A 15,793-nucleotide genomic window follows, 5' to 3' on the forward strand; every position below is an offset into this window, starting at 1 on the left:
CGTGGTCAGCTCCGCGCCCACGCCCCCGGGGACCCCGCCGCGCCCGAACTGGGACCCCCGCCGCGTCGACCCGCCCTTCCCCTGGCTGCGCCCGACCATCCGGATACGGCTCACCCTGCTCTACGGGGGCATGTTCCTGATCGCGGGCATCCTGCTGCTCTCGATCATCTACCTGCTCGCCGCGCAGGCCGTCCACGTCGGCAACGAACTCCCGTTCAAGATCGTCCAGGGCACCGTGCTGCGGGTCTCCAGCGACGCCTGTCCGGCCCTGGTCTCCGCCACCGGTTCCCAGGACGCGTTCAACCAGGCGCTCAACGAGTGCGTGAACCACCAGCGCCAGGAGGCCCTGGACGACCTGCTGAGCCGCTCGCTGCTCGCCCTGCTCGGCCTCAGCGTGATCGCCTTCGCCTTCGGCTACGCCATGGCCGGACGGGTCCTCTCGCCGCTCGGCCGGATCACCCGTACCGCCCGGCAGGTGGCCGGCTCCGACCTCGCCCGGCGGATCGAACTCGACGGTCCCGACGACGAGTTGAAGGAGCTGGCGGACACCTTCGACGACATGCTGGAGCGGCTCCAGCGGGCCTTCACCGCACAGCAGCGCTTCGTCGGCAACGCCTCGCACGAGCTGCGCACCCCGCTCGCGATCAGCCGCACTCTCCTGGAGGTGCAGCTCTCCGATCCCTCCGCGCCGCCGGAGCTGCGGCAGCTCGGCAAGACCCTCCTCGCCACCAACGAGCGCAGCGAGCAGCTCGTGGAGGGGCTGCTGCTGCTCGCCCGCAGCGACAACCAGATCGTCGAGCGCAAGCCGGTGGACCTGGCCGAGGTCGCCTCCCGGGCCATCGACCAGGTGCGCGCGGAGGCCGAGGAGAAGGACATCGAGCTGCGCGGCAGCCGCGAGCCGGTGATCGTGCAGGGCAACGGCGTCCTGCTGGAGCGGATCGCGCTGAACCTCGTGCAGAACGCCGTGCGCTACAACGTCCCGGCCGATCCGCGGGGCGAGGCGAAGACCGCGGAGCCGGGCTGGGTGGAGGTCGCCACCGAGGCCGCCCAGGGGCAGGCCGTGCTCGTGGTCGCCAACACCGGCCCGGTGGTCCCGGCGTACGAGATCGACAACCTCTTCGAGCCCTTCCGGCGGCTGCGCACCGAGCGGACCGGCAGCGACAAGGGGGTGGGGCTCGGCCTGTCCATCGTCCGCTCGGTCACCCGGGCCCACGGCGGGCAGATCTTCGCGGAGCCGAGGGAGGGCGGAGGACTGGTGATGCGCGTCACGTTGCCGCTGTGAGCGGCGCGGCTCCCGGGGGACATCTTTCGCTTTCGGCGAAATCTTCGCGCCTGGCAACCTTTCCGGATTCTGTGTGATCGCTCACAACAGAGCGGAGTTCACCTGTACTCTCCGTGTGCGCTCACCGGGCCGGAAGGCCTGGAAGATCCGGGTTTCCGGGGGTCCTCATCACGGGAAGTACACGGGGGTGGCCCCTGTGAAGTGCGAGATCGCGACCGTGTACGGTCCCGTTCGCCACCCAAGCCGATCACCCTCGGGGAGTCCGGTCGGGTGTCGATTGAGTAACAGACCTTGATGTGAGGCAAAATCTCCGCCTCAGGTCGGGCACAAGTCCGGCCTCTCACGCGTTACGTGCGCTGGAGACACCGCAGACACCCAGAGGGGGAGAGCGATATGGCAACCGACTACGACACGCCACGCAAGACCGATGACGACCTCAACGAGGACAGCATCGAGGAGCTCAAGGCGCGGCGGAACGACAAGTCCACCTCGACCGTCGACGTCGACGAGTTCGAGGCCGCCGAGGGGCTCGAACTCCCCGGCGCGGACCTGTCCAACGAGGAGCTGGCCGTCCGCGTCCTGCCCAAGCAGCAGGACGAGTTCACCTGCATGAGCTGCTTCCTGGTGCACCACCGCAGCCAGCTCGCGCGGGAGAAGAACGGCCAGCCCATCTGCCGGGACTGCGACTGATACGCGAAGGACATGCCGTGACCGGTTCGACCCCGCCCCGCAAGCGCTTCTTCCGCGGAAGGCAGGAGGCAGAGGGCGACCAGTCCGGCGGCGCACGTGACGACGAGCGGGGCCAGGAGGCCTCGCTCGCGCCTGCACCATCCGCCGCCTCCGGGGACTCCCCGGACAGCGGCACGGGGGCCGCCCTGGAGCGCGTGGCGGACGAGAGAGCAGACCTGGACCGACCATCCGGGTCCGGCGGCCGCGGCGCGGCCGTGAAGAAGGGGGTACGCAGAGGAGGCAGCCTCGCCAAGGCGGGCATCGGCCACCTCGCGGACCGCCTCATCGAGACCGCCCCGCGCATCCCTGTACGCGACCTGGCGACCCTGCGCCGGCACTTCCCCGGGCTCGGCCCCGAGGAGATCGCCGACAAGCTCGTCGCCGGCGCGGCCAACGGCACCTCCACCGTGGGCGCCGGAATCGGGGCCGCGGCGATGCTGCCGGTGCCGCCCGCGATGCCCGCGGAACTCGCGGCCGAGGTCAGCGGTGTCGCCCTCATCGAGCTGAAGCTCATCGCCGAGCTGTACGAGGTCTACGGCCAGCGCCCGGAGGGCAACCTCAAGGAGCGCAGCGTGACCTACCTGAACTCCTGGTCCGAGGAGCGCGGCATCGACGTCACCAAGCCGTCGACCTTCAACGCCGCCCTCGGCGGCCAGATGAAGCGTGAGCTGCGCCAGCAGATCATGAAGCGCATGGTGCGCAATCTGCCGAACCTGATGCCCTTCATGGTGGGCGCCACCGTCGGCGCGATGATGAACCGCCGCGACACCCGCAAGCTCGCCGAGCGCATCCGCAAGGACCTCCGCCGCCGCCAGGTCCCCTGGGAGGCGCTGGCCGGACTCGACCCGCTGGAGCAGCCGCCCGCGGCCCTCGACCTCACCGACCTGCCGCCCGAACTCGGCGGCTGACGCCCGGCACCCCGCCCCTCAGGAGGCGCGGACCTCGCCGAGCGCCGCCGCCAGCCGCTCGGGGTGGCGGGTGGAGAGATAGAGGTACGGCGTCGGGTCCTCGGGATCGGTCACCTCGACCCGCAGGCCGGTGCGGACATAGGCGCGCAGCAGCATGAAGGCCCGCGGATCCGCCTTGTGCGTGCGCCAGGCCTGGCACTCCGCGGCGTCCATGACATGGCTCTCGCCGAGGGCGGTCAGCGGGATGCGGGCCTCGCCCGCGATCAGCGAGCCCTGGACGACGCGGATGCGCACCGCGCCGTAGGAGCTGACGACCACCGCCGTCACCGCCACGCCCGCCACCAGCCCGCCGAGCAGCGCCAGCGGACCGAAGGGCAGCATGATCAGCCCGCCCGCGATCCCGACCAGGGCCGCGATCGCCCACCACGAGCGGGGCGCGGTCAGACGTTCTTCGTAGGGCGTGGCGGCAGGCTGCATGGGCCAAGCTTGGCACGCGGCCGGACGGCGGCGCTGGCGAGGTCCCCGCGGCGCCCGGGCCGGGCGGGAGCGCGGTGCCGGAGCGGGCACGCGGCGGCGGCCCGAAGTCCCCTGCCCACGGCGCGGAATGCGGGGCCGGGCGGGGCGACGCCCGGCGTCCGCCGCGGGGTAAGGTCTCGGCCTGTGAGTGGTACAACTTCAGCCCTTACCCCGCCCTCCTACGCCGTCGTCCCCGACCGCCACCCCGAGGCGCCCGCCCCCGGTGAGCTGCTCGGTTCCCACTACGGCCAGTGTTTCGGCTGCGGTACGGGCCAGCCGCACGGTCTGCACCTGGAGGCACGGGCGGGTGAAGGCCTGCGCGTGAGCGCGGAGTTCACCGTCCGCGAGGTCCACCAGGGCGCCCCCGGGCTCGCGCACGGCGGGGTCCTCGCCACCGCGCTCGACGAGACCCTCGGCTCCCTGAACTGGCTGCTGCGCGCCATCGCCGTCACCGGCCGGCTGGAGACCGACTTCAAGCTGCCCGTCCCGGTCGGCTCGGTGCTGCACCTGGAGGCCGAGATCAAGGCGGTCGCCGGACGCAAGATCTACTCGACCGCCACCGGCCGGATCGGCGGCCCCGAGGGGCCCGTCGCGGTCCGCGCGGACGCCCTTTTCATCCAGGTGAAGGTCGAGCACTTCATCGACAACGGCCGCTCCGAGGAGATCAACGCCGCCATGAACGACCCCGACCAGGTCCGCCGGGCCCGCGCCTTCGAGGTGAACCCGTGAGCGCCGGCCTAGAGGTGCGCCTCCGCCGCGTCGACCCGGAGGTGCCGCTGCCCGCCTACGCGCTGCCCGGTGACGCCGGCGCCGATCTGCGCACCACCGAGCCCTGTGAACTGGCGCCCGGGGAGCGCGCGGTGCTGCCCACCGGGGTGGCGATCGCGCTGCCCGAGGGGTACGCGGCCTTCGTGCACCCCCGCTCCGGTCTGGCCGCCCGCTGCGGAGTCGCCATGGTGAATGCCCCGGGGACGATTGATGCCGGGTACCGTGGGGAGATCAAGGTGATCGTGGTGAATCTCGATCCGCGCGAGAGCGTGCGGTTCGAGCGGTTCGACCGGATTGCCCAACTGGTCGTCCAGCAGGTCGAGAGGGTCCGCTTCCACGAGGTGGCGGAACTTCCCGGATCGGTACGGGCCGAAGGGGGCTTCGGGTCCACCGGCGGTCACGCCGCCGTGGGCGTGGGGGCTCACCCGGGCCGGACCGAGGTCCTGCCGGGAGACGGCGGGCAAGAGGGCGGGAATCGATACGCGTCGGTCGTATCCGACCGGGAAGGACAGTGACGTGTTCGGACGTCGCAACAAGAAGGAGTCCGCTGAGGCGGAGGCGGCGAGCGAGGCCGAGCAGGTCGACGTCGACGACGTCGCGGCGGACGAGGCCGAGGAACGGGTCCGGCTGGAGCCGGAGCCCCGCCCCGACGGGCCCTGGGACAGCACCGAGGTGACCAGCCCCGCCGAGGGCCGGGTCGATCTCGGCGGTCTCTTCGTGCCCGGGGTCGAGGGCATGGAGCTGCGGGTCGAGGTCGCCGGGGACGCCATCGTGGCGGCCACCGTCGTACTGCGCGACAGCGCCATCCAGCTCCAGGGCTTCGCCGCTCCCAAGCGCGAGGGCATCTGGGGCGAGGTGCGCGAGGAGATCGCCACCGGCATCACCCAGCAGGGCGGCGTGATCGACGAGGTCGAGGGCCCGCTCGGCTGGGAGCTGCGCGCGCAGGTCCCGGTCAAGCTGCCGGACGGCACCGGCGGCTTCCAGGTCGTGCGCTTCGTGGGCGTGGACGGCCCGCGCTGGTTCCTGCGCGGGGTGATCTCCGGTCAGGGAGCGGTCCAGCCGCAGGCCGCCGGGCTCCTGGAGCAGATCTTCCGGGACACCGTGGTGGTCCGCGGCGAGGGCCCGATGGCGCCCCGCGACCCGATCGTCCTGAAGCTGCCCGAGGACGCGCAGATGGTGGCCGAGGGCGGCGTGCAGCAGGAGGACCAGGCGACCTCGCGCTTCTCCGGCGGCATGGGCCAGCTGGCCCGCGGCCCGGAGATCACCGAGGTCCGCTGAGACCCGGAGACCACCGAGGTCCGCAGAGGCACCGTCCCCGGTCCGGCCCCGCGCCGCCCGGGGACCAGGAGAGGGCCGTACCCCGCAGCCGGGGTGCGGCCCTCTCGTGTGCCCGCTCCCTGTCCGCCGCCCGTTCCCGCCCTCCCCGCGCCTCCACTTCTCGAATGTGAAAAGCGGCCCGGCTGTGAACGCCCCTTCATCTCTTGACGCCCCCGGGCCGCCTCCCTAGGTTCACGAGCCAGCACGGTGTTCACCCATCAGATGCTGTTCCCCTACGAGAACGGATTGGCCCCCACATGCCAGGCGACCCCGTTTCCGCGCCCGCCCCCCGCCGTAATCGCCGCGTCCGCCGCCCCGCCTTCCTCGCCACCGCGGCCGCGCTGCTGCTCGCCCTCGCCGCCGGACTCCTCGGCCTGCCCGGCGCCCAGCGGGCCGAGGCCGCCCCCGCGGACTTCGCCCACCCCGGCGTCCTGGTCTCCAAGGGCCAGCTGGACCTCGCCCGCGAGAAGGTCGGCTCCGGCGCCCAGCCCTGGAAGTCCGCCTTCGACCAGATGATGGCGAGCAAGTACGCCTCGCTCTCCCGGACCGCCAAGCCCCGCGAGATCGTCGAGTGCGGCTCGTACTCGGATCCCAACTACGGCTGTACGGACGAGCGGGAGGACGCGATCGCCGCGTACACCCAGGCGCTCGCCTGGTACCTGACCCGCGACGAGCGGCACGCGCGGAAGGCCATCGAGCTGATGGACGCCTGGTCCGCCACGATCAAGGACCACACCAACAGCAACGCCCCGCTGCAGACCGGCTGGGCCGGTTCGGTCTGGCCGCGGGCCGCCGAGATCATCAAGTACACCTACACCGGTGACTGGGCGAACTCCGGGCGCTTCGCCACCATGCTGCGCGAGGTCTACCTGCCCAAGGTCATCAACGGCTCCAATTCCAACGGGAACTGGGAGCTGACCATGACCGAGGCCGCCATCGGCATCGCCGTCTTCCTGGAGGACAAGGGCGCCTACGACAAGGCGATGGGCCTCTTCCGCACCCGTACCGCCGCCTATGTCTACCTGGAGTCCGACGGCGAGCTGCCGAAGACGGTGCCCAGCCAGCACCTCGACACCCGGGAGAAGATCGTCTCCTACTGGCAGGGGCAGGGCACCTTCGTCACCGGGCTCACCCAGGAGACCTGCCGCGACTTCGTCCACACCGGATACGGCATCTCCTCGATCGCGCATGTCGCCGAGACCAGCCGCATCCAGGGCGAGGACCTCTACGGCACCGACGTCGGCGAGCGGCTGCGCCAGGCCCTCGGCTTCCAGTCCCGGTACGAACTCGGCGAGGCGCCCCCCGGCTGGCTGTGCGGCGGGGGAGTCGAGCGCGGCCTCGGTCCCGTCACCGAGGTCGGCTACAACGCCCTGCACGGGCGGCTCGGCATCCCGATGACCAACACCCAGCGGCTCACCGAGCAGAACCGCCCGGCCGGTTCCAACAACCTCTTCGTCGCCTGGGAGACCCTGACCCACGCGGAGAACACCGCCTGAGCGGGGGCACGCGCGGGGGCCGGGGCCCGGCCGGCGATCGTCCGCCGGGCCCCGGCCCCCGCGCGTGCCCGGCCGTCGCGTACCCCCGCCCGGGCGCCCCCGCGAGGCCCATCAGAGTTGCGTCAAAGAGTCCCGCGCATCCCGCCCCTGCCGGTCTTTGTCCGGTTTGGCCGCTGTAACGTCGGCACCGTCCGCACACGGTTCGCGGTGGTCACGGGAAGACAATGGGGCCCATGGGACGAGGCAAGCTCCGCATCTACCTCGGTGCGGCACCCGGTGTGGGCAAGACGTACGCGATGCTCTCCGAGGCGCACCGCAGGGTGGAGCGCGGCACCGACTGCGTGGTCGCCTACGCCGAGCCGCACGAGCGGCCGCGCACCGAGATCCTGCTGCACGGGCTCGAACAACTGCCGCGCAGGGAGCTGTGCCACCGCGGCGCCGCCTTCACCGAGATGGACGTGGACGCGGCCCTCGAACGCCGCCCCGCCGTCGCCCTGGTCGACGAACTCGCGCACACCAACGTCCCCGGCTCCCGCAACGCCAAGCGCTGGCAGGACGTCGAGGAACTCCTGGCCGCCGGGATCGACGTCGTCTCCACCGTGAACATCCAGCACCTGGAGTCGCTCGGCGACGTCGTCGAGTCGATCACCGGGGTGCGCCAGCAGGAGACGGTGCCGGACGAGGTGGTCCGGCACGCCGACCAGATCGAGCTCGTCGACATGTCGCCGCAGGCGCTGCGCCGCCGGATGGCGCACGGCAACATCTACCAGCCGGACCGGGTCGACGCCGCCCTCTCCAACTACTTCCGCCCCGGCAACCTCACCGCGCTGCGCGAGCTGGCCCTGCTCTGGGTCGCCGACCGGGTCGACGAATACCTCCAGCAGTACCGCGGCGAACACGACATCCGCTCCACCTGGCAGGCCCGCGAACGCATCGTCGTCGGCCTCACCGGCGGACCCGAGGGCCGCACCCTGATCCGCCGCGCCTCCCGGATGGCCGCCAAGGGCTCCGGCAGCGAGATCCTCGCCGTCTACATCGCCCGCAGCGACGGTCTCACCGCCGCCTCGCCGAAGGAACTCGCCGTCCAGCGCACCCTGGTGGAGGACCTCGGCGGCACCTTCCACCACGTGATAGGCGACGACATCCCCTCCGCGCTCCTGGAGTTCGCCCGCGGGGTCAACGCCACCCAGATCGTCCTCGGCTCCAGCCGCCGCAAGGCCTGGCAGTACGTCTTCGGGCCCGGGGTCGGCATGACGGTGGCCCGCGACTCGGGGCCCGACCTCGACGTGCACATCGTCACCCACGAGGAGGCCGCCAAGGGCCGCGGGCTCCCGGTCACCCGGGGCGCCCGGCTCGGGCGCCCGCGCCTGATCGCCGGGTGGATCGTCGGCGTCGGCGGCCCCGCCCTGCTCGCCCTGCTGCTGCACGAGTTCGACTCCGACCTGGGCCTCGCCAACGACGTCCTGCTCTTCCTCAGCCTGACCGTGGCCGCCGCCCTGCTCGGCGGACTGCTGCCGGCCCTCGCCTCCGCGGCGGTCGGCTCCCTGCTCCTGAACTGGTACTTCACCCCGCCGGTACGCCGGATCACCATCGCCGACCCGAGCAATATCGTCGCCCTCGTCGTCTTCATCGCGGTCGCGGTGGCGGTCGCCTCGGTGGTCGACCTCGCGGCCCGGCGCACCCACCAGGCCGCCCGGCTGCGCGCCGAGTCCGAGATCCTCTCCTTCCTCGCGGGCAGCGTGCTGCGCGGCGAGACCACCCTCGACGCCCTGCTCGAACGCGTACGGGAGACCTTCGCCATGGACTCGGTGGCCCTCCTGGAGCGCGAGAGCGACATCGCCCCCTGGACCAGCGCGGGCAGCGTCGGGCCCAACCCCTGCGTCCGCCCCGAGGACGCCGATGTGGACATGCCGGTACGCGACACCATGGCGCTCGCCCTGTCCGGCCGGGTACTGCCCGCCGAGGACCGCCGGGTGCTCGCCGCCTTCGCCGCCCAGGCCGCGGTCGTCCTGGACCGCCAGCGCCTGCAGTCCGAGGCCGAGCAGGCCCGCGCCCTCGCCGAGGGCAACCGGATCCGCACCGCGCTGCTCGCCGCGGTCAGCCACGACCTGCGCACCCCGCTCTCCGCGATCAAGGCCGCGGTCAGCTCGCTGCGCTCGGACGACATCGCCTGGTCCGAGCAGGACCAGGCCGACCTGCTCGAAGGCATCGAGGACGGCGCGGACCGCCTGGACCACCTGGTCGGCAACCTGCTCGACATGTCCCGGCTGCAGACCGGCACGGTCACCCCGCTGATCCGCGAGATCGACCTCGACGAGGTGGTGCCGATGGCGCTCGGCGGCGTACCCGAGGGCAGCGTCGCCCTGGACATCCCCGAGTCGCTGCCGATGGTCGCGGTCGACCCCGGGCTCCTGGAACGGGCGGTGGCCAACGTGGTCGAGAACGCGGTGAAGTACAGCACCGGCGCCTCCCGGGTCCTGGTCGCCGCCAGCGCGCTCGGGGACCGGGTGGAACTGCGGGTCGTGGACCGGGGCCCCGGTGTCCCCGAGGAGGCCAAGGACCGCATCTTCGAGCCCTTCCAGCGGCACGGCGACGCCCCCCGGGGCGCGGGCGTCGGCCTCGGCCTCGCGGTCGCCCGGGGCTTCGCCGAGGCGATGGGCGGCACCCTCGCCGCCGAGGACACCCCCGGCGGCGGGCTCACCATGGTGCTGACCCTGCGCGCCCCCGCACCGCGGCCCCCCGCCGCGGCCGAACCCTCCGGACGGGCGGCCCGGTGAGCGTCCGCCCCGGCACCGGGACCGGCCGCCCGGCCGCCGCCGGATCACCGCAGGAGGTCACCCCGTGACCACGGAAACAGAAAGGCGGGCGCAGATGCCGAAGCCCTCCACCGGTACGGGAGCCACCGCGGGCACGCGGGTGCTCGTGGTCGACGACGAGCCCCAGATCGTCCGGGCCCTGGTGATCAACCTCCGCGCCCGCGGCTACGAGGTCGACGCGGCCGCCGACGGCGCCGAGGCGCTGCGGCTCGCCGCCGCCCGCCACCCGGACGTCGTCGTCCTCGACCTCGGCCTGCCCGACATGGACGGCGTCGAGGTCATCCGCGGCCTGCGCGGCTGGACCCGGGTGCCGGTCCTGGTCCTCTCCGCCCGGCACAGCTCCGACGAGAAGGTCGAGGCCCTGGACGCGGGCGCCGACGACTACGTCACCAAGCCCTTCGGCATGGACGAACTCCTGGCCCGGCTGCGCGCCGCTGTCCGCCGGGCGGAGCCCACCGGCACCGGCGAGGAGCCGGTCACCGTCACCGCGCAGACCTTCACCGTCGACCTGGCCGCCAAGAAGGTCAACCGGGACGGCCGCGACGTACGCCTGACCCCGACCGAGTGGCACCTCCTGGAGGTCCTGGTCCGCAACTCCGGCCGCCTGGTCAGCCAGAAGCAGCTGCTCCAGGAGGTCTGGGGCCCCTCGTACGGCACCGAGACCAACTATCTGCGGGTCTACATGGCCCAGCTGCGCCGCAAGCTGGAGGCCGACCCCGCGCACCCGCGGCACTTCGTCACCGAGCCGGGCATGGGCTACCGCTTCGACGCCTGAGGCGCGGCCGGCGGTGCGCGGTCCACCGGCCCCAGGAGCCCGGGTGCGAGAAGCGGCACAGTAGCGCGCACCCGCTCACTTGAGTCCGGCCCGCGCGGGTACGCTTCCCCTTATGAGTGCCTCTTCGCGTCCCGCCAGGCCGGGTGGCCGGTTCCGGCGCATGCTCGACCGGTTCGCGGACATCTCCGCGTCCCAGGAGGACCTGGAGTCCGAGGAACTGCGCGAGGACGCCGCCGAGACCGCCGGCTGCACCCGGATCAACGACTGCCGGGACCGTCAGATCGTCACCGTGACTGGTACCTTGCGCACGGTGACCCTGCGGCCGCGGGCCGGAGTCCCGGCTCTGGAGGCGGAACTCTTCGACGGTTCGGCCGCGCTGGACGTGGTCTGGCTGGGCAGGCGCTCGATCGTCGGTATCGAACCCGGGCGCAAGCTGATCGCCTCCGGCCGTGTCTCGCTGAGCCACGGCCGCCGGGTGCTGTTCAACCCCAAGTACGAACTCAGACCGCTCGGACGGGAGTAGCCCTTGACGTCCCTCGACAAGCCGACCGCACAACGGGAGCCGCACGAAGGCGGGCCCGCCGGTGAGGACGACTCCAGGGCCGTGACCGAGGCCGCCCTCTTCGAGGCCTTCGGCGGCCTGCGCGGCATGGTGGAGACCGTCCTTCCCGGCCTGCTCTTCGTGACGATCTACACCGTCAACAAGGACCTGCACAGCTCCGCCATCGCGGCGCTCGCGGTCTCGCTGCTCTTGGTGGCGGTCCGCCTGGTGCGCCGGGACACCGTCAAGCACGCCTTCAGCGGCGTCTTCGGGGTCGCCTTCGGCGTGGTCTTCGCGATGATGACCGGCAACGCCAAGGACTTCTACCTGCCGGGCATGCTGTACACCCTGGGCCTGGCCGTCGCGTACCTCGTCACCACGCTCGCCGGGGTCCCGCTGATCGGCCTGATCCTCGGCCCGGTGTTCAAGGAGAACCTCTCCTGGCGCACCCGCAACCCCGGCCGCAAGACCGCGTACGCGAAGGCCAGTTGGGCCTGGGGACTGATCCTGCTCGCCAAGTGCGCGATCCTCTTCCCGCTGTACTGGTGGGCCGACACCACCCAGCTCGGCTGGGTCCTGGTGGCCCTGAAGATCCCGCCCTTCCTGCTGGCGGTCTACCTCACCTGGCTCTTCCTCGCCAAGGCCCCGCCGCCGATCGACGTCTTCGCCGAGATGGAGGCCGAGGAGGCCGCCGAGAAGGCGGAGAAGGAGCGCCGCGCGGCCGAGGCCGCCGGGGAGGGCGCCGCCGGACAGGACGCTGCCGCCGGGCCCGCGGAGAGCACCGGCGCACGCCACCGCCGCGACACCTGAGGCGGCGGTCCCGGCCCGCCCGGACACGTACAGACGCAAGAGAGCGGGGCACCCCACACCCGGGGTGCCCCGCTTTCCGTACGGGCCGGCCGTACGGCTCAGCTCTCCACGTCCTCCCGGCGCACCGAGAGCAGGTCCTCCAGCTGCTCCTCGCGGGCCTGCGCGGCCACGAAGAGGAGTTCGTCGCCCTCCTCCAGGGAGTCCTCGGGGGAGGGGGCGAGCACCCGGTTCCCGCGGATGATGGTGACCAGCGAGGTGTCCTCGGGCCACTGGACCTCGCCGACCCGGGTGCCCGCGATCGCGGACTGCGGCGGCAGCGTCAGCTCGACCAGGTTGGCGTCCCCGTGGCTGAAGCGCAGCAGCCGCACCAGGTCGCCGACGCTGACCGCCTCCTCCACGAGGGCGGACATCAGGCGCGGGGTGGAGACCGCGACGTCCACGCCCCAGGACTCGTTGAACAGCCACTCGTTCTTCGGGTTGTTCACCCGGGCCACCACCCGCGGCACCCCGTACTCCGTCTTCGCCAGCAGCGAGACGACCAGGTTGACCTTGTCGTCGCCGGTCGCGGCGATCACGACGTTGCAGCGCTGCAGCGCGGCCTCGTCGAGGGAGGTGATCTCGCAGGCGTCGGCGAGCAGCCACTCCGCCTGCGGTACGCGCTCGACCGAGATCGCGGTCGGCGCCTTGTCGATGAGCAGGACCTCGTGGCCGTTCTCAAGCAGCTCGCCCGCGATGGAACGGCCCACCGCCCCGGCTCCGGCAATGGCGACCCTCATCAGTGACCGCCCTCCTCGGGGCCCTCGGCGAAGGCCGCCTCGACCTTCTCGACATCGTCCGTACGCATCATCACGTGCACCAGGTCGCCCTCCTGCAGCACCGTCTGGGAGGTCGGCAGGACCGCCTCGCCGAGCCGGGTGAGGAAGGCCACCCGTACCCCCGTCTCCTCCTGGAGGCGGCTGATCCGCTGGCCCACCCAGGAGTCGTCCGCGTGCACCTCGGCGAGCTGTACGCCGCCGGTCGGGTCCCGCCACAGCGGCTCGGCGCCCGAGGGCAGCAGGCGGCGCAGCATCTGGTCGGCGGTCCACCGCACGGTCGCCACGGTCGGGATGCCGAGGCGCTGGTAGACCTCGGCGCGGCGGGGGTCGTAGATGCGGGCCGCGACGTTCTCCACACCGAACATCTCGCGGGCCACGCGGGCGGCGATGATGTTGGAGTTGTCGCCGCTGGAGACCGCGGCGAAGGCGCCGGCCTCCTCGATGCCCGCCTCCCGCAGGGTGTCCTGGTCGAAGCCGACACCGGTGACCCGGCGCCCGCCGAAACCGGCACCGAGGCGCCGGAAGGCGGTCGGGTCCTGGTCGACCACCGCGACCGTGTGCCCTTGCTGTTCCAGGGTCTGCGCGAGGGCGGAGCCCACCCGGCCGCAACCCATGATGACGATGTGCACCTACCTGTACCCCGTCCTGGTCGCGCCGTTGACCTGCGAATACACCCTGCTCACACTTCTTTCCCGGTCCGAGCGGCTACAGCGGGCCACGGACTCGTGCCGGTGCCCCGCAGCCGAGCTTATGCCGCGGGCCGCACACCGCCGCCCTCCCCGTACCGTACGGCCGGGCGGGGCCCCTGGGGGAGGCGGGGCGCAAGGTGTGGGGGCTGGCCACTTCCTGACGGTCAGGTGGCTGCCCGGGTCGCGGGCAGGTGGCGGATAGGCAGGGCCTCTGCCCAACGCATACGATCCTCTGCGTGTCCAAACTGACCGACGTGCCCAAGCGGATCCTGATCGGGCGCGCACTGCGCAGCGACCGGCTGGGGGAGACCCTCCTGTCCAAGCGCATCGCCCTCCCCGTGTTCGCCTCGGACCCCCTGTCGTCCGTGGCGTACGCGCCGGGAGAAGTGCTCCTGGTCCTGTCCATCGCGGGTGTCTCGGCCTACCACTTCAGCCCCTGGATCGCGGTCGCGGTCGTGGTGCTGATGTTCACCGTCGTCGCCTCCTACCGGCAGAACGTCCACGCCTACCCGAGCGGCGGCGGCGACTACGAGGTGGCCAACACCAACCTCGGCCCCAAGGCGGGCCTCACGGTGGCCAGCGCCCTGCTCGTCGACTACGTGCTCACCGTCGCGGTGTCCATCTCCTCCGGGGTGGAGAACCTCGGCTCGGCGATCCCCTTCGTCGTGGAGAACAAGGTCCTCTGCGCCGTCGCGATCATCGTCCTGCTGACCCTGATGAACCTCCGCGGGGTCAAGGAGTCCGGCAAGCTCTTCGCGATCCCCACGTACGTCTTCGTCGCCGGTGTCTTCCTGATGATCGTCTGGGGCGCCGTCAAGGGCCTCCTCATGGACGAGACGCTGCGCGCCCCCACCTCGGTCTACGAGATCAAGCCCGAGCACCAGGGCCTCGCCGGCTTCGCGCTGGTCTTCCTGCTGCTGCGCGCCTTCTCCTCCGGCTGCGCCGCGCTCACCGGCGTCGAGGCCATCAGCAACGGCGTCCCCGCCTTCCGCAAGCCCAAGAGCAGGAACGCCGCCACCACGCTGGCGATGATGGGCCTGCTCGCCGTCACCATGTTCTGCGGGATCATCGCGCTGGCCGCCGCCTCCAAGGTGCGGATGGCCGAGAACCCGGCCAAGGACCTCTTCAAGGACGGCGTCCCGGTCGGCGAGGGCTATGTCCAGGACCCGGTGATCTCACAGGTCGCCGCCGCCGTCTTCGGTGACGGAACGTTCTTCTTCATCGTCCTCGCCGCGGCCACCGCCCTGGTCCTCTTCCTCGCCGCGAACACCGCCTACAACGGCTTCCCGCTGCTCGGCTCGATCCTCGCCCAGGACCGCTACCTGCCGCGCCAGCTGCACACCCGCGGCGACCGGCTCGCCTTCTCCAACGGCATCGTGCTGCTCGCCGGGGCCGCGGCCCTCCTGGTCGTCGTCTACGGCGCCGACTCGACCCGGCTGATCCAGCTCTACATCGTCGGCGTCTTCGTCTCCTTCACCCTCAGCCAGATCGGCATGGTCCGGCACTGGAACCGCCATCTGCGCAGCGAGCGCGACCAGGCCAAGCGCCGCCACATGCTGCGCTCCCGCGTCATCAACGCCTTCGGCGCCTTCTTCACCGGCCTGGTCCTGGTCGTCGTCCTGGTCACCAAGTTCACCCACGGCGCCTGGGTCGCCCTGCTCGGCATGGTGATCTTCTACGTCACGATGAGCGCGATCCGCCGCCACTACGACCGCGTCTCCGAGGAGATCTCGGCCCCCGAGGAACCCGCCGACGACATCGTCCGCCCCTCCCGGGTGCACTCCATCGTGCTCGTCTCCAAGATCCACCGCCCGACCCTGCGCGCCCTCGCCTACGCCAAGCTGATGCGCTCGGACACCCTGGAGGCGCTGAGCGTCAACGTCGACCCGGAGGAGACCAAGGCCCTGAAGGCCGAGTGGGACCGCCGCGGCATAGACGTCCCGCTCAAGGTCCTGGACTCGCCGTACCGCGAGATCACCCGCCCGATCATCGAGTACGTCAAGAGCCGCCGCCGCGAGTCCCCGCGCGACGCGGTGAGCGTGATCATCCCCGAGTACGTGGTCGGCCACTGGTACGAGCACCTGCTGCACAACCAGAGCGCGCTGCGCCTCAAGGGCAGGCTCCTGTTCACCAACGGCGTGATGGTCACCTCGGTGCCCTACCAGCTGGAGTCCTCCGAGGCCGCAAAGAAGCGCGCCCGCAAGCGCGCCGACTGGAACGCGCCGGGCTCGGTCCGCCGGGGCCCCGTCGAGAAGCGCCCGAAGGACACCTCGAAGCCGGGCGGCGGCAGGCGCTGATGCCCGCCGGGGCAGGGGCTCCACCGGGCTCCGA

General features: G+C 72.0%; 15 protein-coding genes. 12 read left to right on the forward strand and 3 right to left on the reverse strand.

Translation table 11 applies throughout. The features are described from left to right. Position 1: 1 nt before the first annotated feature. From HFV08_RS16630 to HFV08_RS16640, 3 genes are all read left to right on the forward strand, one after another. Positions 2–1,282 carry a sensor histidine kinase gene (locus HFV08_RS16630; protein ID WP_168540258.1) on the forward strand — a complete coding sequence of 427 codons (1,281 nt, stop codon included), beginning with the start codon at positions 2–4 and terminating at the stop codon, positions 1,280–1,282. A gap of 393 nt (positions 1,283–1,675) precedes the next feature. After that, positions 1,676–1,972: a DUF4193 domain-containing protein gene (locus tag HFV08_RS16635; protein ID WP_003951337.1), complete on the forward strand. Its 297-nt coding sequence runs from the start codon at positions 1,676–1,678 to the stop codon at positions 1,970–1,972. Positions 1,973–1,989: 17 nt separating this feature from the next. Further along, a complete protein-coding gene (locus HFV08_RS16640; protein WP_168540260.1) occupies positions 1,990–2,919 on the forward strand; it encodes a hypothetical protein in 930 nt (309 codons plus the stop codon). Positions 2,920–2,937: 18 nt separating this feature from the next. On the opposite strand, the gene HFV08_RS16645 is transcribed toward HFV08_RS16640, so the two are convergent. After that, positions 2,938–3,396: a DUF3093 domain-containing protein gene (locus HFV08_RS16645; protein WP_168540262.1), complete on the reverse strand. Its 459-nt coding sequence runs from the start codon at positions 3,394–3,396 to the stop codon at positions 2,938–2,940. A 183-nt stretch (positions 3,397–3,579) separates the two neighbouring features. Here HFV08_RS16645 and HFV08_RS16650 point away from each other — a divergent pair, with 183 nt between their 5' ends. From HFV08_RS16650 to HFV08_RS16685, 8 genes are all read left to right on the forward strand, one after another. After that, complete coding sequence (locus tag HFV08_RS16650; protein WP_168540264.1) at positions 3,580–4,164, forward strand: PaaI family thioesterase; 585 nt, start codon at positions 3,580–3,582, stop codon at positions 4,162–4,164. After that, positions 4,161–4,718: a dUTP diphosphatase gene (gene dut / locus HFV08_RS16655; RefSeq protein WP_168540266.1), complete on the forward strand. Its 558-nt coding sequence runs from the start codon at positions 4,161–4,163 to the stop codon at positions 4,716–4,718. Before HFV08_RS16650 ends, dut begins: the two co-directional genes overlap by 4 nt. Before the next feature lies 1 nt (position 4,719). Continuing rightward, a complete protein-coding gene (locus HFV08_RS16660) occupies positions 4,720–5,481 on the forward strand; it encodes a DUF3710 domain-containing protein (protein ID WP_040247319.1) in 762 nt (253 codons plus the stop codon). Positions 5,482–5,777: 296 nt separating this feature from the next. Beyond that, on the forward strand, positions 5,778–7,016 hold the full coding sequence (locus HFV08_RS16665) for an alginate lyase family protein (protein ID WP_168540268.1): 1,239 nt from the start codon (positions 5,778–5,780) through the stop codon (positions 7,014–7,016). 233 nt (positions 7,017–7,249) lie between these two features. Then, the gene (locus tag HFV08_RS16670; RefSeq protein WP_168540270.1) at positions 7,250–9,793 is read left to right on the forward strand and encodes an ATP-binding protein; all 2,544 of its coding nucleotides are present in this window, start codon (positions 7,250–7,252) and stop codon (positions 9,791–9,793) included. A gap of 94 nt (positions 9,794–9,887) precedes the next feature. Then, positions 9,888–10,607, forward strand: a complete 720-nt coding sequence (locus HFV08_RS16675) for a response regulator (RefSeq protein ID WP_168540272.1) — start codon at positions 9,888–9,890, stop codon at positions 10,605–10,607. Between the two features lie 112 nt (positions 10,608–10,719). After that, positions 10,720–11,130, forward strand: a complete 411-nt coding sequence (locus tag HFV08_RS16680; RefSeq protein ID WP_078844757.1) for an OB-fold nucleic acid binding domain-containing protein — start codon at positions 10,720–10,722, stop codon at positions 11,128–11,130. Between the two features lie 3 nt (positions 11,131–11,133). Beyond that, a complete protein-coding gene (locus tag HFV08_RS16685) occupies positions 11,134–11,958 on the forward strand; it encodes a DUF3159 domain-containing protein (protein WP_168540274.1) in 825 nt (274 codons plus the stop codon). Positions 11,959–12,056: 98 nt separating this feature from the next. Here the strand turns inward: HFV08_RS16685 and HFV08_RS16690 are convergent, their stop codons facing one another. Continuing rightward, on the reverse strand, positions 12,057–12,734 hold the full coding sequence (locus tag HFV08_RS16690; protein ID WP_040247305.1) for a potassium channel family protein: 678 nt from the start codon (positions 12,732–12,734) through the stop codon (positions 12,057–12,059). Continuing rightward, positions 12,734–13,402, reverse strand: coding sequence for a potassium channel family protein (locus tag HFV08_RS16695; RefSeq protein ID WP_040247302.1), 669 nt, complete (start codon positions 13,400–13,402; stop codon positions 12,734–12,736). The genes HFV08_RS16690 and HFV08_RS16695 overlap by 1 nt, the downstream gene beginning before the upstream one ends. 296 nt (positions 13,403–13,698) lie before the next feature. Here HFV08_RS16695 and HFV08_RS16700 point away from each other — a divergent pair, with 296 nt between their 5' ends. After that, positions 13,699–15,759, forward strand: coding sequence for an APC family permease (locus HFV08_RS16700; protein ID WP_168540276.1), 2,061 nt, complete (start codon positions 13,699–13,701; stop codon positions 15,757–15,759). The last annotated feature ends 34 nt before the right edge of the window (positions 15,760–15,793 follow it).

It is taken from the genome of Streptomyces physcomitrii (assembly GCF_012273655.1).
Lineage (GTDB): Bacteria > Actinomycetota > Actinomycetes > Streptomycetales > Streptomycetaceae > Streptomyces > Streptomyces physcomitrii.